Origin of the sequence: Bacteroides sp. CAG:189, assembly GCF_000432295.1 — a bacterium.
Taxonomy (GTDB): Bacteria; Bacteroidota; Bacteroidia; order Bacteroidales; family Bacteroidaceae; genus Bacteroides; species Bacteroides salyersiae.
Window position 1 is genome coordinate 54,766 of record NZ_HF991125.1, and the last position, 21,343, is coordinate 76,108.

General features: G+C 41.9%; 17 protein-coding genes. 13 read left to right on the top strand and 4 right to left on the bottom strand.

The features are described 5' to 3' along the window. Positions 1-37: 37 nt before the first annotated feature. From QVP90_RS18655 to QVP90_RS18690, 9 genes are all read left to right on the top strand, one after another. Entirely contained in the window at positions 38-3,316 is a 3,279-nt protein-coding gene (locus QVP90_RS18655) for an RHS repeat domain-containing protein (RefSeq protein ID WP_264380747.1), read from the top strand. After that, positions 3,300-6,563 (top strand): DUF6443 domain-containing protein, encoded by a 3,264-nt coding sequence (locus QVP90_RS18660; RefSeq protein ID WP_264380746.1) that lies wholly within the window; start codon positions 3,300-3,302, stop codon positions 6,561-6,563. Before QVP90_RS18655 ends, QVP90_RS18660 begins: the two co-directional genes overlap by 17 nt. 12 nt (positions 6,564-6,575) lie before the next feature. Continuing rightward, complete coding sequence (locus QVP90_RS18665; RefSeq protein WP_021937266.1) at positions 6,576-7,262, top strand: hypothetical protein; 687 nt, start codon at positions 6,576-6,578, stop codon at positions 7,260-7,262. A gap of 21 nt (positions 7,263-7,283) precedes the next feature. Further along, the gene (locus QVP90_RS18670; RefSeq protein ID WP_021937267.1) at positions 7,284-8,078 is read left to right on the top strand and encodes an RHS repeat domain-containing protein; all 795 of its coding nucleotides are present in this window, start codon (positions 7,284-7,286) and stop codon (positions 8,076-8,078) included. 411 nt (positions 8,079-8,489) lie between these two features. Next, positions 8,490-8,639, top strand: a complete 150-nt coding sequence (locus QVP90_RS19940; RefSeq protein ID WP_151872849.1) for a toxin C-terminal domain-containing protein — start codon at positions 8,490-8,492, stop codon at positions 8,637-8,639. Positions 8,640-8,937: 298 nt separating this feature from the next. Continuing rightward, on the top strand, positions 8,938-9,483 hold the full coding sequence (locus QVP90_RS18675; protein WP_021937270.1) for a hypothetical protein: 546 nt from the start codon (positions 8,938-8,940) through the stop codon (positions 9,481-9,483). A 52-nt stretch (positions 9,484-9,535) separates the two neighbouring features. After that, complete coding sequence (locus QVP90_RS18680) at positions 9,536-9,817, top strand: hypothetical protein (RefSeq protein WP_021937271.1); 282 nt, start codon at positions 9,536-9,538, stop codon at positions 9,815-9,817. A 35-nt stretch (positions 9,818-9,852) separates the two neighbouring features. Further along, positions 9,853-10,107, top strand: a complete 255-nt coding sequence (locus tag QVP90_RS18685; protein ID WP_021937272.1) for a hypothetical protein — start codon at positions 9,853-9,855, stop codon at positions 10,105-10,107. Next, the gene (locus QVP90_RS18690; protein WP_021937273.1) at positions 10,104-10,529 is read left to right on the top strand and encodes a hypothetical protein; all 426 of its coding nucleotides are present in this window, start codon (positions 10,104-10,106) and stop codon (positions 10,527-10,529) included. The genes QVP90_RS18685 and QVP90_RS18690 overlap by 4 nt, the downstream gene beginning before the upstream one ends. 58 nt (positions 10,530-10,587) lie before the next feature. Here the strand turns inward: QVP90_RS18690 and QVP90_RS18695 are convergent, their stop codons facing one another. From QVP90_RS18695 to aroQ, 3 genes are all read right to left on the bottom strand, one after another. After that, complete coding sequence (locus tag QVP90_RS18695) at positions 10,588-11,220, bottom strand: O-methyltransferase (RefSeq protein ID WP_007479713.1); 633 nt, start codon at positions 11,218-11,220, stop codon at positions 10,588-10,590. Between the two features lie 126 nt (positions 11,221-11,346). Beyond that, entirely contained in the window at positions 11,347-12,804 is a 1,458-nt protein-coding gene (pyk, locus tag QVP90_RS18700; protein WP_005928415.1) for a pyruvate kinase, read from the bottom strand. Between the two features lie 148 nt (positions 12,805-12,952). Continuing rightward, positions 12,953-13,381 carry a type II 3-dehydroquinate dehydratase gene (aroQ, locus tag QVP90_RS18705; protein WP_021937274.1) on the bottom strand — a complete coding sequence of 143 codons (429 nt, stop codon included), beginning with the start codon at positions 13,379-13,381 and terminating at the stop codon, positions 12,953-12,955. A gap of 145 nt (positions 13,382-13,526) precedes the next feature. On the opposite strand from aroQ, the gene xerD reads away from it, so the two are divergent. The 4 genes from xerD (at position 13,527) to QVP90_RS18725 (ending at position 19,025) form a co-directional block, all read left to right on the top strand. Then, on the top strand, positions 13,527-14,474 hold the full coding sequence (gene xerD, locus QVP90_RS18710) for a site-specific tyrosine recombinase XerD (RefSeq protein WP_005928411.1): 948 nt from the start codon (positions 13,527-13,529) through the stop codon (positions 14,472-14,474). 149 nt (positions 14,475-14,623) lie between these two features. Further along, positions 14,624-16,315 (top strand): tetratricopeptide repeat protein, encoded by a 1,692-nt coding sequence (locus QVP90_RS18715; protein WP_005928409.1) that lies wholly within the window; start codon positions 14,624-14,626, stop codon positions 16,313-16,315. A gap of 111 nt (positions 16,316-16,426) precedes the next feature. Beyond that, on the top strand, positions 16,427-17,461 hold the full coding sequence (locus QVP90_RS18720) for a TlpA disulfide reductase family protein (RefSeq protein ID WP_007479712.1): 1,035 nt from the start codon (positions 16,427-16,429) through the stop codon (positions 17,459-17,461). 25 nt (positions 17,462-17,486) lie between these two features. Continuing rightward, positions 17,487-19,025 carry a YifB family Mg chelatase-like AAA ATPase gene (locus QVP90_RS18725; protein WP_021937275.1) on the top strand — a complete coding sequence of 513 codons (1,539 nt, stop codon included), beginning with the start codon at positions 17,487-17,489 and terminating at the stop codon, positions 19,023-19,025. 26 nt (positions 19,026-19,051) lie between these two features. Here the strand turns inward: QVP90_RS18725 and QVP90_RS18730 are convergent, their stop codons facing one another. After that, positions 19,052-21,118, bottom strand: coding sequence for an acetate--CoA ligase family protein (locus QVP90_RS18730; protein WP_021937276.1), 2,067 nt, complete (start codon positions 21,116-21,118; stop codon positions 19,052-19,054). Between the last annotated feature and the right edge of the window lie 225 nt (positions 21,119-21,343).

The window sequence follows — 21,343 nt, forward strand, 5'->3', positions numbered from 1 at the left end:
TTTCAGTCTATCATACGGACAAAAGGCTGCTAATTTAATGAAAAACTATGTTCCTTCGCCCGAAGCCTATGCTCTCATGCAGTATGAGGCAATTCCCGTATCGACATACACCGGAGTTCCATCAGTCAATATTTCGATTTATACCATTCAAGTAGGTAATTACTCTCTTCCTATTTCTTTGAATTATCATGCTTCCGGAATCAAAGTAGCACAAGAAGCCAGTTGGGTAGGACTTGGTTGGAGCCTGTCTGCCGGTGGGGCAATATCCCGATCTATTTGTGGAAATGATGACGAATTTTATTACGCAAATCATACCAACCCGGTTCCTGTAGTAAAGTATTTATCGGATGATCCCGCAGATATAGAAATAGAAGGTGATATTTATGAGGGAAGTAGCACCGTCCAAAGCATAGAACCGGATATCTTTCAATATAACTTTAACGGGTATTCCGGAAAATTCTATTTCCGCAGGGGGGCCTTAAAGAACAAGCTGAAAGACAAATTCATCGTATCGAACCCCGAACAGAACCTCCGCATCGAAATAGGGAATTCATTATCGAATGGATTTACAATAACCACATCCGAAAATATCAAATACATTTTTAGCGCCACAGAATACGTAAGGAAATACTCGGAAACTTATTCCGGAAATGCAAGTCCCGATTTGGATCCAAACAAAGACAGGACTCCCGGCTTCACTGAACCGGGGATTGTAAGCTCCTGGTATCTCAGCCGCATTGAATACCCGACCAAAGATACCATCTACTTTGACTATACCACTGAGCGGAATGCTTACTTAAGCCCTTTATATCTGACGGAACAACATATTGATATCAAAGATTCCAAGTGTTTCTTTACAAATAACACCAATGCTTATAATCAATACATCAATGCAATGCCCGTTGATAAAAGTGTAACCGTCAGTATGCAATATACTGACAGACAACCCCGTATACAAACTATACGTTGGAAGAACGGGTATTTGAAATTCTTGCCGGCCGCTCAAAAGAGACTGGATATCCGTTGCCATCCTTATAAAGGAGGAAATGGAGCATATCCACTCGGTTCCATCGAATTATATCAAAAAGATGCATCCCGGCCATTACGTACTTTTTCGTTTAATTATTCCTATTTCCGAGGAAAAGATCTATTTGGCAATGAAATCTCACAACCGGATTTCTTAAGATCACGTCTGAAACTGGTTTCATTAGCCATAAAAGGCACGGGCGAAAAGAAACAAATGTATCAAATGGAATATGATGAGCAGGAACCGCTTCCACAGAAGAATTGCTACAGTTGTGATGCCTGGGGATACTTTAACGACTCATCTCCCTGGATACCTTACAGCCCTGCAGTCATACCCTTTGATGTTTATAAATACAAATACTCCGAAGCAGGTCCGGTTGCTGACGGGCTTTTAATAAAGAAAGGCGCAACATTATCCTTATATCCGGACGAAAAGAAACTCCCTACAGAGCATGCCAAAATAGGTATCCTGACGGCCTTTACGTCTCCGACCGGCGGACGTACCGAATTTAAATATGAAAATAATACAGTTATTGACAGGGTAGATTGGATACCTGACATTTCCACTCCCCCCATAGAGGGCTATTACGTAAAAGAAATGGATGACGTATCTAAAACTGTCACCATCGATGTGCCTTATAATAATGGTTACATCGTATTTTCCTGTATTTACGAAGGTGATACATCATACAATAACATTGACTACAAGGAAGAGGAAAGAGCACACCCATTAATCACATTTTCTCCATCTTATACACTTTGGGGGATTCCTGATGATGCAATAAAAAGTCCGGCATCATCAACCAACCGGTATATGTTTGAATTTAAACTACCATGTAAAAGAGGCACATACCGGCTAAAGCTCCAGTCAGAATATCCGGCCAAGCTCACTGTGTCGACTTCCATCTATTATGGCAACTTCAAAGCCAGTGAAAAAAAGGTAGGAGGGATACGCATTGCCGAAATAAAATCTCCGGTCAGCACAATAAAATATTCGTATCGGGATTACGGCAACCTGCCATCCGGCCGACTAAACAGAGAATCCAAATTCAGTATTATCAAACAGAATATGCTGTATAGCTATTCAGACTCTTCCCACCCCATCGGCTATTATACCTTTCTGGAATATAATTCAAATTCCCTGGTACCTTTGGAAAACCCCTACAATAACTATTTCATGGGATACACAGAAGTTACCACAACCGAAGAATATCAAAATGAAAAAATCGTAGAAACCAACGTCTACTATAACGAAAAGGAGAAAGAGCCTCATGGGATGCAGGATCCCGGATCCATAATGCCCTTGAATGGTCGGCTGTTAGAGCATCGGGTTTACTCTAACGGGACTACTTTGAAGCAAAAAACAGTCACCCAGTATAAGTGTGAACAATTGCCCGATTATCTGTTAGGATTCAAGGTGTCCACAGGCTATCCGCCCTACAATTATCGGATCGATCAGTACCATGTTGCTCCTGCCGTCGTATTCGATACCCTTTATGCCGCAGTCGGCGGCCGGACTATCTGCCATCCCAAAAAGACGGAATATGACTATCATTGGCGTAATTATCAAATTCTACAGACAACGACCACCGAATCGGAAAAAAAACGTTCGCATCATATCTCGTATACGATTGATTATAGTACCTCTTATTATAAGGATGCCGTTGAAAAATACAACTATGTATCTACGCCCGTCGAAGAAGAAATCTGTGTGAATGATGATTATTACGGTACAAAAAAAGTATGCCACATTCACTACCAGAACGAAATGTTAAGTCCGTGGAAAGAATATGAATTTTATGGAGAAAAGATCCTGAAAGACCACCCTACTTTTGACGGAGGGGAAAATCTGAATAAAGAAAAACCGGAGATAACCTATCAGACTTACGACAAATCAGGATGTAACACCTCCCTCTCCACCCGCATGGGGCAGACGGTCGTTTTTGTCCGGGGCTATCACCATCAGTACATTATCGCCCAGATATCCAATGCCACAATCACCGAAGTGCAAAAAGCCGGTGTGGATTTTGACGCCATTGCCGACAAAACCAGACCTTCGGATGCCGATTGGAAGATATTACATTCCTTAAGGACGAAACTGCCCCGCTCGCAAGTCACGGTAATCCAATATGAGCCTTTGGTAGGAATCGTTTCAGAAACCGATCCCCGAGGGATTGTCACCCGCTATACTTATGACGAATTCGGTCGCTTGGACGAAATTATCGAAAATAAAAACGGAAAAGAATATGTCTTACGGAAAAATGAATACAAATATGCAAACGAAAAGTAGTTTCATCCCCCGTTGGATTTGCCTTTGGTTGTCTTTCTTGCTTTGGGCAATGGCTCTGCCTGCCCAAAACAACTATATCCGTACGTATACTTTCGGATCGGAATGTCCTCCCGGCACTGTGCCGGACACAAACAGTTCATCGATATCCACTTCCTACTACGATGCCGCAGGACGTCCGGTCCAGACGGTGAAACACTCATTCACCCCGCAGAGAAACGATATGGCCAACCTCATTGACTATGACGGGCTGGGAAGGAAGATACGGGAATGGGGCTACATCCCTTTTAACGAAGCGGACGGAGCTTATAAAGAAAGAAAAAAGTTCATCGAATCTCCGGATGCAGGAGACCACTATGTGGACTATGAATACGAACCCGACGCATATCACCGTGTAACAGGAGAAATCGGCCGGAATACCTCCTACAAGGGAGTCCACAAGGAATACCTGTTCAATACGAATGCCGTCGCCGAACTATCTGTCTGGCATTTCACTCCCTATTCCCATTACAGCGACCGATTGGAAAGAAAAGGGAAATATCCGGACGGAAGCCTTGCATGCGTAAAGACCACGGACGAGGACGGCAATGTAAGCTATGTGTTTTCCGACGGGCAAAACCGCCCCGTGCTCGAACGGCGCATGAGCGACGAAGGTCCCTGTGACACATATTATGTTTATAACGATTGGGACCAACTGATCGCTGTTCTACCACCGGCACTAATCCACGGACTCCCGAACAGCGAGCAGACACAAACATACTACACGGCTCAGGCCAATGTTTTTTTACAGTATGCCTATCTATACAAATACGACATCCAGAACCATCGCGTAGGAGTCAAACTTCCGGGAGTGGACTGGCATTATACGGTGTATGATGGAGACCACCGCCCTGTACTCGGGCAAGACGGCCGGCAACGCTTGTCCAACGAATGGACCTTCTACAAATACGACGGACTCGGCAGGATTATACTCGAAGGAGTATTCAAAGGATCCACACTTGATAACATGATCCAGACATATGCCGACAAACTCGTAAAAGAGGAGTATACAGGGAACACTTCACCCACTTCATTCGGCTATTCGGAAAATATCATATACCCGTATCCACCCACCATAACCAAAGCCTATTATTACGATACATACGATTTCCTGTCACTTCCCATGTTTGAGTCAGAGCTTGACTATCAAGGATGGGTGACGAAGCCGCCACGCGAATGGGAGTATCCCGGTACTTCCCTGCAGACAGGAAGTTACGTCAGTTGTCTGGAAGAGCCCGGATATGAATTGTGTGCGTTCTATTACGACCATCGGGCGCGCAACACCCGTACGGACAAATACAACAACGTAAGCAGACTGAATACCCGTATTTATCAGAGTTACGGCTTTCTTGACGAAATCAGCCAAACCCATACCTACTGGAAAACTCAAAACGAGGAATGTTACAGAAGGATCAGTAACCTGTACGATCATTCCAATCGCCTTCGGACATCCTTCTATTATGTCACCCATGAACCGGCCTCCAAACATTTCAAGGCTGTATTGGCAGGGGATATGCTGAACTATGAATACGACGAGTTCGGCAGGGTTCGCAACAAGATACTGATCGATAAAAAAGATACTATCCGCTATTCGTACGATTCGCGCAGCCGATTGGAACAGATCAAAAACAGGAACTTCTACGAACGCCTGTATTATGACAAAGTAATGGCCTCCGGCTTTTCCAATTCCGGACCCTTCAACGGGCAAATTTCCGGCATACAAGTGAAGCAGGGGGACAATGCCTATGCCTATCGGCAACAATATGACAAGTTGAACCGGCTCAAGGAGAGCACTATGCATAATGTCAAGGATACGGTAGTCACTTCCCGCAACTTTTCGTATCAAGAGAGGATGGGCTACGACCGGATGGGAAACATCAACGAATTCTATCAGAAGATCGACGGAAAAGTGGTCAACGACATCGAGATATTTCATAACGGAAACCGGCCGTCAGGCATCTACAAACTATCGGATTACACCACTCCGGCCGAATACGCCCATCTTGCCTACGGAAGTTGTCAGGGTAAAGACTGCTACACCTACGACGCAAGCGGCAACGAGACGAGTAATCTGCCGGGCGGCATCTATTACTCACATTTCAACAGGCTGAATCTGCCGGACAGCGTTCTCTTAAACAAGACAGGAAACACCACCCGGATGAGCTATATGGCAGATGGCAAACGCATCCGGACCGTTCATAAAACGTACAGCACAGGATTGTCTTATCTGCTCGACAATGTCCAAAAGTTCAATGACCCCATTCATACCACGGAGGAGATCAGGGACGGTGACATTTTACTTAAAGACGGGATGATCAACCGGATAGACCTGCCATGCGGATATATAAATGTATGTGAACCGCAATATGACAAGATGACCGCTTATTACTTCGTGACCGATCACTTAGGGAGCGTACGCACAACGGCGGCGGCCATTTCAAGCAAAGTGGTGCAACAATTGGAATACACGCCGGGCGGGACCATCTGGCGCAGTTTAGACCGGAACGCCCTGCAGCCGAAGCATTTCTGCGGCAAGGAACAGTTGACCGTGCACGGATATAATATGTACGATTCGGGAAAAAGATTTCATACAAGCAACGGAATACGGTTTATTTCGATGGATCCGTTGGCGGAGAAGTATTACTCGTGGAGTCCGTATGCGTATTGCATGGGGAATCCGGTGAGGTTTATTGATCCGGATGGAAATCAAGCAATCATTCCCCCTACCTTTTTTGGAATGAATACACCTTTATTAGGATCTAATAATCCGACTTTATTAAGTTCCAATAAACCGGTTAGAATTCAGTTCGAAAAACATCATATCATACCGAAACAGCTGAAAAACGACCCATTAGTAAAACAAGCACAAAAAGGAGGTTTCAAATTTGAAGGAAAAGAGAATAAAATATCTGTTGAGAAATTCAGTAGAGCTACTGGCAAAGGACAACATGGAAATCATCCAAACTATACAAAACAGATTGGGGAAAAAATCAGTAAATTTACAAAAGACAATCCCCACCCTACGCCTGAACAAGCTGCCAACTTTGCAAAAGAAACAACGCAATCAATACGCGAACAGATATCCAATAATCCCAATATAAAAATCAATAATTTACAATTAAAAGGTGTATCTTTACCCCAAGATAATACATCTTTACCTTTGCCAGTCATAAAGATACAAACTACAAGACATTCTGATTATTTACTTTAATTATACAATTATATGAATAAAAAATATTACATAGTAAGTTCATCCTCAGACCCTAAACTAATAGGTTCTGATTTTCCACAAGCGTATAGTTTCATTAAAAAATATAATCCTAACGCTCCTCATGCCCTATTTGATTTATATGAATACCTATATACAAAGTTTCCGGATTACATTCCAGACTTAAGTGGAATAAGAATGTCTGGAAGAGCAAAACTAACGGATATAGTAAGCAATGGTTTTGGCGGACAATTGGAAATAGTTAGTCCAAGAACCAAAGAAATCTTGGAAACATATAACTTATGTCCGCATCGCTTCTATGAAATGAATTTATATCTGCGAAAAGTGAAATACGATTATTATATGTTTCATATCCAATGCGATTATTCAGATCTTGTAGATTATAAGAAAAGCACCTTTGCGAAATATAATTATTCTACGAAAGGCGCATCTGTGTCTATCAATTCCAAGGAGGAATTTCTCACTCGAAGAAAAATCATGGGAGAAAAAAGTATACTTAACAGTGTAACGGCTGATACTTTATTTATGACATCTGAGTTTTGGGACATGAATCTTGATTATTTCTATATTGGTATTGTTGATGGTGAAGATTACATCAGCGAACGTCTAATGAAGCATTTATTGGACTCAAAAATTACCGGATGGGATTTTATTCCTGCTACAAACCTAATAGTTGAGTAAACAGACTAACCCGGCAAAGTAGTGCAACAATTGAAATACACACCGGGCGGAACCATCTGGCACAGTTTAGACCGGAACGCCCTGCAGCCGAAGCATTTCTGCGGCAAGGAACAGTTGACCGTGCACGGATATAATATGTACGATTCGGGAAAAAGATTTCATACAAGCAACGGAATACGGTTTATTTCGATGGATCCGTTGGCAGAGAAGTATTACTCGTGGAGCCCGTATGCGTATTACATGGGGAATCCGATGAATGCAATAGATCCAGATGGTCGACAAGGAATTCCTCTACCAATACCTGTACCACTATTACCTATCTATTACAATCCACCTGCGAGTAAAATTTCAGATCAAGATTTAGCAAACGCAATAAATAAAAGCGTTGACAATACAATAAATACACTAAAAAATGGATTCATTCTTTCAGCAGTGACAGCATACGTAGTATTTGAAAAAACAAAGCAAACTATAACTCCAGAGTATCAACATCAAAAAAACAGAGATAAAAGGAATAAAGAAGAATTAGATTTGAATCAAGCCAATATTGTTAAAAGTATAGATGCAAATATAACAGGAAATATGCCCAATGGAGATCCAGCCCCTAAAAGAGATCCTAATGATGGTGGAAATAAAACAAAGATAGCTATAGGATTAACTGTAATAGGAGCTGGCGCGGGAGCAATTGAATCTATTGTGGAAAGTACACAACCACAGGAAGCTATATCGCAACAACCTTCAAAACAATCAGAGATAAAGCCGAAAGAAGAACAACATAACAACAGCTTTTGGTATAATTTTATAAAATTATTCTAATGAAATACGTAAATAACATAACAGTATATGTGACGTTTCTTTTTACCATCAAAAAAATATTTTTTGATGACTATATAAATTTAGGACTAATAGACGAACACTATGGTATGTTTTATTTCATATTACTGTTAGTACTGATAAGTTGTCAAATATCAAATAAGAAGAAAAATGAAGAATAAAAATTTGTATAGATTTTACTATTATTCAAATATAATAGTAAATCGAATTTTCTGGGGGTATTTTCTTGTAATGGCCATATATCGTTTTTTTATAAGTAAAGATATTCCTTTGCTATTGTCTTATTTATTTTTCCTGCTGCTTGGAATGTATCTGGGCTATAAATTAGCAAGATGTGCTTATGATTATTTGAAAAATAACAATGGAAAACAATACTAATGCCCAGTTAAACAAGTGCGACACAAAGGAAATAGTTACATTTCACCTAATAGAGATGAGCATGAAAACAATATGTGGAAGAAGGCAAATTCCATCGAAGATTTAAACGATCGAATTACCCGAAACGGAACTTATGACAAAGATTTAAACAGAATAGGAGATTAATTATGAATAAAATAAAATGTGAACTTGAGGGATCTGGCAATTTTCTGCACATGAAATCGTAAAATATAATCCATTGTACTTTGATTTAGAAGGGCACTACACAAAAAAGTGGACAAGCCGAAGTGATATCAACAAAGTGTTCAATAGAGAACTGTTTACAATTGAAGAGTATATGAAGATTGAACAAAAATATGTTGATGTAGTAAAAGAGTTGATGAGAATAACCGGAAGTTCATATTTAAAAGGGACGTTATAAGTTTATTAATGGCGAATTTATTTCATATTAAAAACAAAAAGAATGAAGACTATTTTAAATAAAAAACACATTGTAACATTATCAATACTATTAATTGTTGATATAATAATCATTAGTTCCGCAATACTATACTACCAACCTGATAATAGTATATCCATTGCTTTGCTATTTATCATTCCCAAAATATTTTTAGCTAATTTAATTATTGCCGGCATACTTTATTTTATCAAAAAATATTACGCTATTTTTTTTATAATTAATGCTTTTCTATCTCCTTGCTTGTTATACTTTCTCTTTGTACAATATATTGAAATAAGCTACCGTAACAGTATAGATAGTTGGGAGTTTTTTATTGATAATATTAAATATACCATATTATATTCCAATATCAATAAAAAAGGAAATTACTATACCATTGAATATAGCCCGGAGCCAGGTATATCAATTGGCGAAAGAAAAGGAATAGCGATTATTCGAAATGATACAATATATTTTACAGAAACAGATAGTACAATGTATTTTATATATAATAGCTATTTATATAATTATAAAGAAACAGATAAAATAAAAGTAAGAAAAAAATATTAATCGAGAATAGATATTTAGTATTGTTGCCGTCAGCTTATATTTTATAGTACATATGATTGACCCTGACGGCAGAGATGCAATTTACATTACTTTTCCAAAGTACAGGGCAAACGGTATTCCATTTACAGGACACGCTGGGGTATTGTTGATTAATGATAAAACAGGTTTAACAAAATACTATGAATACGGTAGATACGATAAAGAAAGTAAGGGTTTAGTAAGAACAGCTTCTGTCCCAAATGTAGTCATAGGAAAAGACGGAAAGCCTACTACCGAAAGTTTGAACAAAGTTATGAAACAGCTTCCAAGAAATCAGGACACGGTGGCGATATAGAGGATGCTTATATTATAAGTGATAAATTCAAAGAAATGAATGATTACGCCAAAAGTAAAATGGTTGAAAATAACGCCCCAGAGAGACAAAAGTATTCTATAATAAGTCATAATTGTGCAACTTTTACCGAAGATGTTATTACACAAGATGAAAGTGTTGATAAACCAAGTAGCATAATCAATAGTCCTGCAAATATTGTTAATGAGTATCAGGAAGAGAGTAATGCAAGAGTTCAATACAAAGCAAAAACTCAAACTACCACAATGGGCACAGGTAATAAAAAAAGATGAAAAAAATATTAATAATGAGAATTAGATTTTTATATCTGTTCGTAGGAACAATAATAATTATAGCTTTATTCATCATTTGGCTATTTAAGCGACCTTGCGAACAATGGGAAAGACCTGCAAATGTACCTGTTTCGGCTATTTGGAAAGGTGGTTGCGATGGTGGAAATTGGTTGGAATTAGTAGATATTAAAGATGATACAATTCGATTACGGATTTATCGTGATTGGAACGGTGAATTGATTTTAGACGCAGATTTTGTTTCTGAAAATTGCAAAGATTTACATCTCACAGTAGCAAATTGGAATGAATATATTGATTATTTTGATGGAACAAAAATTTACAGCAAAACCCAATTAGACAGTAGTTGCTGTCGATTATTCCCTGTTTTTCCTGCATATTATGAGGAAAAAAATATTGATTGATACACGATAAATTATAATTTACCGAAGTTAGGCCATTCATAAAGAATTGCCATTGATTTTATTTCTTGCGGATAATCGTCAGTCCGTCACGCAAAGGAAGAATTACTTTCTCCACCCGAGGGTCACAAGCCACCAGATCATTAAATGCCTTAATACCGATAGTCTGATAATCATTATTGTGCGGATGTTCCTCCAATACGTGGCCGTCCCACAATGTATTATCTGCAATAATATAACCACCCGTAGAAAGATGGGCAAGTGTCATCTCATAATATTCGATATACTTACGCTTGTCCCCGTCTACAAAAGCAAGATCGAACGTAATGCCCAACTTCGGCACCAATTCAAGAGCGTCACCGATATAAAACTTTATCTTATCAGCATAAGCGGACTTCTCCAACCAAGGGCGGGTAAAGTCCTCCTGCTCGTCATTAATCTCAAATGTATGAAGCATTCCTCCCTCACTCAAGCCTTCGGCAAGGCAAAGAGCCGAATATCCGCTATAAGTTCCTATCTCAAGTATCTGCCGGGGACGGATCATCTCGACAAACATTTTCAGCATCCTCCCTTGCAAGTGCCCGGAAGCCATACGGGGACGAAGCAACTTGACATGAGTATCCCGATACAACGCCTTCAGGTAATCACCTTCGTCGTCAATATGACGCAAGATATATTCATCAATAGTTTCCATACATCAGTGAAATCAAGACTATACAAGTGGAAGGATTGACGATTGGACAATTTACGATTTACGATTGAAATTACACTGCTATCACAAGACAATAGTTCTTTCAATCGTAAATCGTCCAATCTCAAATTACAAATATCTGTTTTTATTAGGCAGTACCGTTTCCTCCGCATGCTTCAACGCATCTTCCACAACGTTGATCTCAAGGAAAGAAGTCTGCGTACCGGCTTTACCGCTACTCAAGTAACCTACCATATCGGCAGGCTGCAAACGTCCCTCTTTCAGCAAACGGCGCAAAGCTGCGAAATAGTACTCCTGTCCGTTTGCCAACTCCGGCATATAAATCGCTTCCACACCATAGGAAAGAGCCAGATGACGCATCGTTTTCTCTTTGTAACAAATAGCCAATACAGGGTATTTACCACGGAAAGCAGCCAGATTACGGGCCGTACGTCCACTATAACTATCGGTAATGATGGCGCGCATCTTCAATTTCGCCGTTGCTTTCACAGCCTGCTTTGCCAAGAAAGCCGTCACGTCATTGCTATTCTCATTCAACGGAATGCGGATATCGTTTTCTTCCAACTTATCCTTTTCCGCCTGTGCAGCAATTTTCGTCATGGTTTTCACGGCTTCCACCGGATATTTCCCATAAGCAGTTTCACCACTCAGCATCAAGGCATCCGTACGATAATAGATGGCATTGGCGATATCAGTAACCTCCGCACGAGTCGGACGCGGATTATTAATCATCGTATGCAGCATCTGCGTAGCCACGATGACCGGTTTCTTAGCCAATACACATTTGCGGATAAGCGTACGCTGGATGCCCGGAATACGTTCCTGCGGCACCTCGATACCCAAGTCACCACGCGCTACCATAACACCATCGGCCACTTCAAGTATCTCGTCAATATTATCCACTCCCTCCTGATTTTCAATTTTGGCGATAATTTTAATATCACTGTTATGCGCATCAAGTATTTCACGGATATCGAGCACATCCTGCCTGTTACGGACAAACGAATGGGCGATAAAATCAATATCCTTTTCAATGGCATACAATATATTGTTACGGTCTTTTTCCGTCAACGAAGGCAAGTTAATACGTACACCCGGCACATTCACACTTTTACGGCTACCCAAAGTTGCTTCATTCTGAACTTCACATATCAGATAGTCGTCCGTTTTATCGATCACCCGAAGTTCCAGATCACCGTCATCGATAAGAATGGTTCCACCTACATTGAGATCGCGCACAAAATTGGGGTATGAAACGGCAATGCACTCACGAGTCGTTTCCAAATCGGGGTTACCGACAATCTTCACTCTTTCACCGATCTGGTAAGGAATCGGTTCCGCATTCGCGGTAGTCCGCACTTCCGGACCTTTGGTATCCATCAGGATAGCAATGCGATTTGAAACGGCACGCACATTGGCAATCAATGCCTCGAAACCCTCACGGCTGGCATGAGCCGTATTCATACGAACAACGTTCATTCCGGCATCGAACAACTGTTTTATAAAGTCTACATCACAGCGCCTGTCTGAGATGGAAGCTACGATTTTGGTCTGTTTCAGCAACATCTTGAATAATTGTTTAATTTGTTAATGCATTCATAGGCCGATTACCGTTCGGCATATTCACACATTAATTATATTTATCTATACTTATTTTATTATATTCTTTACCATTATGGCATTAGCACATACCTTTCATGAACACATCGGCACATTATTCACCGGCGCATCCTTTCAGAGCCTCAAGCGCCAGCCGGTACGAATCGAGTCCGAAACCACAGATAACCCCTTTGCACGCACAGGCAATCATGGAAACGTGACGAAACGCTTCGCGACTGTGCACGTTAGAGATATGTACCTCTATCACCGGAGCCGTCACCGAACGAATAGCATCCTGCAATGCAATAGACGTATGCGTGTAAGCTCCCGCATTCAGAATGATACCATCCGCTTCAAATCCGGCCTGTTGGATGCAATCAATCATTTCTCCCTCAATGTTAGATTGAAAATAGTTAATCTCTATATCCTTATACGTTTCACGAAGACCGGTCAGATAGTCTTCAAATGTAACACTTCCGTATATGGAAGGTTCACGTTTGCCCAGCAGATTAATATTGGGGCCATTAATAATTTGTATCCTCATAACACAATCCTACTAATTTTAATACCTTTGTCCCGAGAACATTATTTCAAGATGCAAAGATAGCGTAAACCGAATGCAGTAGCAAATTTATTTGTATTTTGCCGAGGGGCAACCTGTCTTCGCGGGGCAAAGGTAGAAAAAAGAAATGAAAGTAAACGAAAAAACAGAAAAGAAGGATACGGCGGCTCTGATAATCAGGAAGTACCAACAATATCTGAAACTGGAAAAGTCTTTATCCAAAAACACGTTGGATGCTTATATGACCGATCTGGATAAACTGCTTAATTTTCTACAATCAGAAAATATAGAGATATCGGATGTATGCCTGGATGATTTGGAACGTTTCTCCGCCGGACTGCACGACATCGGCATTCATCCGCGTTCGCAAGCACGGATCATCTCGGGCATTAAATCTTTTTTTCATTTCCTGATTATGGCAGATTATCTGGAAGCCGACCCGAGCGAATTGCTCGAAGGGCCTAAAATCGGTTTAAAGTTACCGGAAGTACTTACCGTAGAAGAGATCGACTCCATCATCGCCGCCATCGATCTGAGTAAAAACGAAGGCCAACGCAACCGGGCGATCCTTGAAACACTGTACAGTTGCGGTCTGCGTGTATCGGAACTGACGAATCTGAAACTCTCCGATCTCTATTTCGACGAAGGTTTCATAAAGGTGGAAGGCAAAGGAAGCAAACAACGGTTAGTCCCCATCTCCCCAAGAGCCATTAAAGAAATTAAACTCTATTTCACAGACCGTAACCGTGGAAAAATAAAAAAAGAATACGAAGATTATGTTTTTCTGGCACGATGGGGTAAAAACATATCACGCATCATGGTGTTCCATCTCATCAAGGAATTGGCACAGACCGCAGGTATCACCAAGAACATCAGTCCGCACACTTTTCGCCACTCTTTCGCCACTCATCTGCTGGAAGGAGGGGCCAATCTCCGTGCCATCCAGTGTATGCTCGGACACGAATCCATTGCCACCACCGAAATATATACCCACATCGACCGGAACATGTTGCGGAGTGAAATAATAGAGCATCACCCGCGCAATATTAAATATCGACAAGAAAAGAAAGGCTGATTTCATTAAATTATAATAAAAACAATACCTTGTTTATATATATATCTTAAGATTTAATATCTTTGCGTTACTTTTTCCGGGTTAATGGGAAAAGATGTGTGAACGAATAGACGAATATTTCAATTACAAACATTTAAATTATACCTAAAATGATTAAGAAGCTGTATTTGCCTTTACTTATGGCATTGGTTGTTGCATTATCGTCATGTAACAAGAAAATGGGTGAATTATCATCTGATTACTTCACTACGACTCCGCAAGTGCTGGAGGCAGTAGCTGGTAAGGTTCCCGTAACCATCAATGGAAAATTCCCTGAAAAGTATTTCAACAAGAAAGCGGTTGTAGAAGTAACTCCGGTTCTGAGATGGAACGGCGGCGAAGCTAAAGGTCAGCCAGCTGTATTCCAAGGCGAAAAAGTGGAAGGTAACGACCAAACTATTTCTTACAAAGTAGGTGGAAACTACACAATGAAGACTTCATTCGACTATGTTCCTGAAATGGCTAAGTCTGAATTGTATCTTGAATTCAACGCAAAGATCGGTAACAAAACTGTTACTATTCCTGCCGTTAAAATTGCTGATGGTGTGATCTCGACATCCGAATTGGTTGAAAACACACTACAAAGTGCCAATCCTGCTAACGGTGACGACGCTTTCCAACGTATCATCAAAGAAAAGCACAATGCGAACATCATGTTCCTTATCCAACAGGCTAACATCCGTGCAAGCGAATTGAAGACTGCTAAAGAATTCAATAAGGAAGTAGCTGAAGTAAACGAAGCTGCCAACAAGAAGATCAGCAACATCGAGGTATCTGCTTATGCATCTCCTGACGGTGGTGTGAAACTGAACACAGGTTTGGCTGAAAATCGTGAAAGCAACACTACTAAAATGTTGAGCAAAGACTTGAAGAAAGCAAAAGTGGACGCTCCTATCGATTCAAAATATACTGCTCAGGACTGGGAAGGTTTCCAGGAATTGGTTTCTAAATCAAACATCCAGGACAAAGAACTGATCCTTCGCGTATTGTCTATGTATCAGGATCCTGAACAAAGAGAACAGGAAATCAAAAACATCTCTTCTGTTTACAAAACTTTGGCTGACGAAATCCTGCCGCAACTGCGTCGTTCTCGTTTGACTTTGAACTATGAAATCATCGGTAAGTCTGACGACGAAATCGCTTCTTTGGCTGCTTCTAATCCGAAAGAACTGACACTGGAAGAACTGTTGTATGCCGCAACTCTGACTAACGACAACGGTAAGAAAGAAGTTATCTATACAAAAGCTACTGAGCTGTTCCCGAACGATTACCGTGCATTCAACAACCTTGGTAAATTAGCTTATCAAGCCGGTAACATCGACAAAGCAGAATCTTACCTGAAGAAAGCTGCAAACATCCAGGCTGCTCCTGAAGTAAACATGAACCTCGGTCTTGTTGCTTTGGCTAAAGGCGACAAGAATGCTGCTGAAGCATACTTAGGCAAAGCTGCCGGTGCTAAAGAATTAGGCGAAACATTGGGTAACCTGTATATCGCACAAGGTCAGTATGAAAGAGCAGTAAACTCATTCGGTGATGCTAAGACTAACAGTGCCGCACTTGCTCAGATTTTGGCTAAAGACTACAACAAAGCTAAAAACACTTTGGCTAACATTGAAAAGCCGGATGCTTATACAGATTATCTGATGGCTGTTCTGGGTGCAAGAACTAACAATCAGTCTATGTTGACAAGCAGCTTGAAGAACGCTGTTGCTAAAGATTCTTCTTTGGCAAAGAAAGCTGCAACAGATCTTGAATTTGCTAAATATTTCACAAATTCAGACTTCATGAACATTATCAAATAAGATAATATCTTATACGTAATAATAAAAAAGAGAGTTGCCCGCCAGACAAATGGCGGGCAATTCTTTTTTTTATCTGTAAAAACACGTACTTTCGCAGAAAAGAAATGGAAAATGAAGAAGATTAATATTCTGCTCATTCTGATACTCTGCATGACAGGCTGCAAAAAGGAAGCCGACACAACAAGTATCACCGGAGAAATTAAAGGACTGGGTAATGACACAATCTATCTGTATGGGGTGGACGGACTTTACGAACAGATAGATACTATCTGCGTAAAAGGAGACAAATTCTCTCATTCCCTCAAAATAGATACCATTACTTCTGCCGTATTATTATTTAAAAAAAATACGGAATACCCCATTTTCCTTGATAAAAAGAATAAAATAAAAATAGCAGGAAACGTAAATAATCTGAGCTGCCTGAACATCAACGGTAACATCTATAACGAAGAGTTTTCCGCTTTTCAAGCCAGCCTGCAAGAGCTTGACACCCCGTCGGATAAAGCACTTGAAGAAAAAGCCGAAACATTTATCCGCCAACACAACTTTTCTTTTGCCAGTATCTATCTGCTCGACAAATATTTTGTTCAGAAAGAAAACCCCGATTTCGATAAAATTAAAGAGCTTATCAACATCATGGCCGGAATCTTACAGGACAAACCTCGTATCGGACAACTTACAGAATATATCGGCCAACTGGAAAAAGTAAATAAAGACAAAGCAGCGCCATTCTTCAGTATCCCCAATGAAAAAGGAGAAAAAATAACCCGCACAGGGCAATTTAAAGATAAGTATCTGCTTATCAACTTCTGGGCATCCTGGTGCGAAGACTGTGACTCCACAAATGTCGAACTGCGCAAGATAAACGCCAAATACAAGAAGAGCAAAGATTTCGGGATACTCGGCATTTCACTCGATATAGACAAGAAAGCCTGGAAAAACAAAATCAAACAAGATACATTAAACTGGGAACAGGTATGTACCTTCACCGGATGGGACATGGAAACAGCCAAACAATACGCCGTTCAGAAGCTGCCTGTCAGCATACTCGTATCCCCGAGCGGAAGAATACTTGCAAGAGATATCCCGGCAGACAGCCTAAGCCACAAAGTGGAAGAAGTGCTAAAGAAAAACGAAAAGAAATAATTGCCCTTAAATTACTAAGAAAAACATGCTCATAAAAGTATTCGGAGCGGCCGTACAAGGTATAAACGCAACCCTTATCACCATCGAAGTAAACAGCTCAAGAGGTTGCATGTTCTATCTGGTAGGTCTGCCCGACTCTGCCGTAAAAGAGAGCCATCAACGTATCATCTCCGCCCTGCAAGTGACCGGGTACAAAATGCCCACCAGCAATATAGTCATCAACATGGCACCGGCAGATATTCGTAAAGAAGGTTCGGCCTACGACCTCCCGCTTGCCATAGGCATCCTTGCTGCCAATGAAACCATCTCTTCCGAGAAACTGCCCCATTATTTACTCATGGGAGAACTAAGTCTCGACGGTAGCATACAACCGATCAAAGGGGCACTTCCCATAGCTATCAAAGCACGGGAAGAGAAATTCGACGGACTGATCGTTCCCCTGCAGAATGCCCGTGAAGCGGCAGTCGTCAATAACCTGAACGTATACGGAGTTACGAATATCAAAGAGGTCATCGAATTTTTCAACGGGAAATGCGAGTTACAGCCCACGATCGTCAATACACGGGAAGAGTTCTATACCCGCCAGGAAGAGTTTGAATACGACTTTGCAGATGTCAAGGGGCAGGAAAATGTAAAAAGAGCATTAGAAGTGGCGGCGGCCGGCGGGCATAATCTTATTATGATCGGAGCACCCGGAAGCGGGAAATCCATGATGGCCAAACGTTTGCCGTCCATCCTGCCGCCTCTGTCTCTCGGTGAAAGTCTGGAGACCACCAAAATACATTCCGTAGCCGGAAAACTGAGCCGAGACACCTCACTGATTACAAAACGTCCGTTTCGTAACCCCCATCATACGATTTCGCAATCAGCTATGGTTGGCGGTGGAAATTTTCCACAACCGGGTGAGATCAGCCTTGCCCATAACGGCGTACTCTTTTTAGATGAACTTCCGGAATTCCAACGCAGTGTATTGGAAGTATTGCGTCAACCGTTGGAAGATCGCCGCATCTCTATATCCCGGGTAAGATGCAGCATTGATTATCCGGCGAGTTTCACACTGATCGCTTCTATGAATCCATGTCCTTGCGGATATTATAATCACCCCACAAAAGCCTGTGTCTGTTCTCCGGGGCAAGTGCAGAAATATCTGAATAAAATATCAGGGCCTTTACTGGATCGTATCGACATACAAATAGAAATTGTGCCGGTTCCTTTTGAAGAGATGGCCAACAACCATCCTGCCGAGCCAAGCTCAGAAATTCGTAAACGGGTTATCAAAGCCCGACAAATACAGGATACCCGTTTTGCCGACCAACCAGGCATTTATTGCAATGCACAAATGACGAGCAAACTGCTTGCCCAATATGCCCAACCTGACGACAAAGGCCTGACTTTACTAAAAAATGCCATGAACCGGCTCAACCTCTCCGCCCGCGCCTACGACCGCATATTAAAAGTATCACGCACCATTGCCGATCTGGAAGGCAGTGAACAAATACTCTCCGCTCACCTGGCCGAAGCCATCAGCTATCGGAATCTGGACAGGGAGAATTGGGGAGGGTGAAAAGAAGGGAGAATTCTCCCCTCTCTTCATCTTTCTTTTTCGATTCTTATCCGCGCATCCACCGCTATCACCTCTTTCTCCGTAGCCAATAGCGGATTGATATCCATCTCCTTGATCTCCGTGGCAAAACGTAGCAGGGTGGAAAGACGGACGATGATCTCGGCAAATTTATCTTCGTTTACCCCTTTCTGCCCACGGGTTCCCTGAATAATCTTATAGGCACGGAGGGAATGGATCATAGAATAAGCCTCTTCATAAGACAACGGGGCAAGACCGGAAGAAACATCCTTCAAAACTTCAACAAAAATACCTCCTAAACCACAAAGTACAACGTGTCCGAATTTCTCTTCATATTTTGCACCGATAAAGAGTTCCGTACCTTTCAGCATGGGTTGAACCATAATGGCATGTGCCTCGGGAATCTGCATCATCCGATCGAACTCCAAAGCGAGATGCTGCTCGCCTTTTATGTTCAGTACCACTCCTCCCACATCGGATTTGTGTACCGGACCGACAACCTTTGCCACTACCGGGAATCCACAACGGCGTGCAAAAGCAACCACCTCTTCTTTATTGCCGGAAACAAACTCATCGACAAGCGGAATACCGGCGGAATGCAGCAATGCCTGCACATAATGGGGGGCGATATAACCATCTTCGAGGATAGAGTCGATGATACGCCTGATACGAGGTACATCCACACCGAAAAGCTCTATTTCATTGGTGGCCGGTTGCGGGGCATTCACTATCCTCGACAAGGCCGTACCCAATGTCACCTCATCAGCAAAGTTCACATGCCCTTTTGCCAGAAAAGCGGCAACCTCGGCTCCTGCCGTATTGATAGAAGGAAGAATCGGAAAAATCGGTTTACGGCAAGTCTGCATCTTTTCATGTAGCACATCATACATTTCAAACATAGTAACCAGGCCCGGAGTACCGAAAATAGCCATCATCGCATCTATATTCTCAAACTTCTCTTCACAATAATCGATGCAAAGCCGCAAATGCTCGGGAGTACCGGTAGCTAAGATATCAATCGGATTGCCAACGGCAGCACCGGGATAAAGGCGGGATTTTAATTCATCTGCCAACGGGCCTTCCAACCGGGGAACATTCAGTCCGCCTTTGCTCAGAGCATCGGTCAACATCACCCCGGGACCGCCGGCGTGCGTAATAATAGCAAAACTCTTCCCCCGCAATTCCGGTAACGTGAAAACGCAGCCTACCGTAGTCAACTCTTCACGGGAGAAACAACGCACGATACCTGCTTTACGGAACAGAGCCTCGACAGCAGAGTCGGAACTGGCAATAGCCCCCGTATGCGAAGAGGCCGCACGGCTCCCGCTTTCGGAACTTCCCGCTTTGATGGCAGCAATCTTACAGCCTTTCTTGATCAACGACGAAGCATGAAACAGCAAACGGTCGGGATCACCGATACTCTCGATATAAAGCAATTTAATCCGTGAATCCTTTTCCGGATCAAATGTATTATCCATATATTCCAACACATCTTCCACACCGATCTGCTTCGCATTGCCTACTGACCAGACAGAATTGAACTGCAATCCTTTTGTCACCGCACTCTCCAAAATAAAGACTGCCGTTGCACCGGAACTGGAAATCAAATCTACTCCCTGCAAGCTCAATTGCGGAATAGGCTGACTGAATACGCTGTGATGCCACGTGTTCATCAACCCGATGCAGTTCGGCCCGATCAGCGAAGCACCGTATGTATTCACCGTTGCCAGAATCCGTTCTTCGAGCAGTGCACCTTCGTGCGTCTCTTCGCCAAAACCGGCAGAGAGAATGATAAATGCCTTCGTTTGCTTTCCGCTCGCCAACGCTTCTACCACATCCGGACACAACGCCGCCGGAATGGCAAGAATCGCCAAATCGGTATCGGGTATGTCTTTGGCATCGGCAAAAGAAGGAATCCCCTGCACTTCCGTCTCCTTCGGGTTGACGGCACGAAGTTCACCACGATAACCACCATTGATAAGATTCTTTAATATAGCACCGCCCGGTTTATGCACATTATTCGATGCACCCACGACGACGATGCTCTCCGGACGGAGCAACTGTGTTGTAATCATACGATTGTATATTATTCGGTTATTAATGCACAAATATAGTATTTCCCAAAAACATAAGCAACTTAAAACATGGAAATTCATTTCCCCTTTCCCCCTTCCGCTTTTCGTTATTCATCGGCATTTAAGTGCGGAAGGGAGGGGAAGAAAGTTTTAAATATAATTCCCCGTCGGCAATCATCAACTGATCGATTGACAGTAGTCAACGGATAAGCCGACAACTACCAA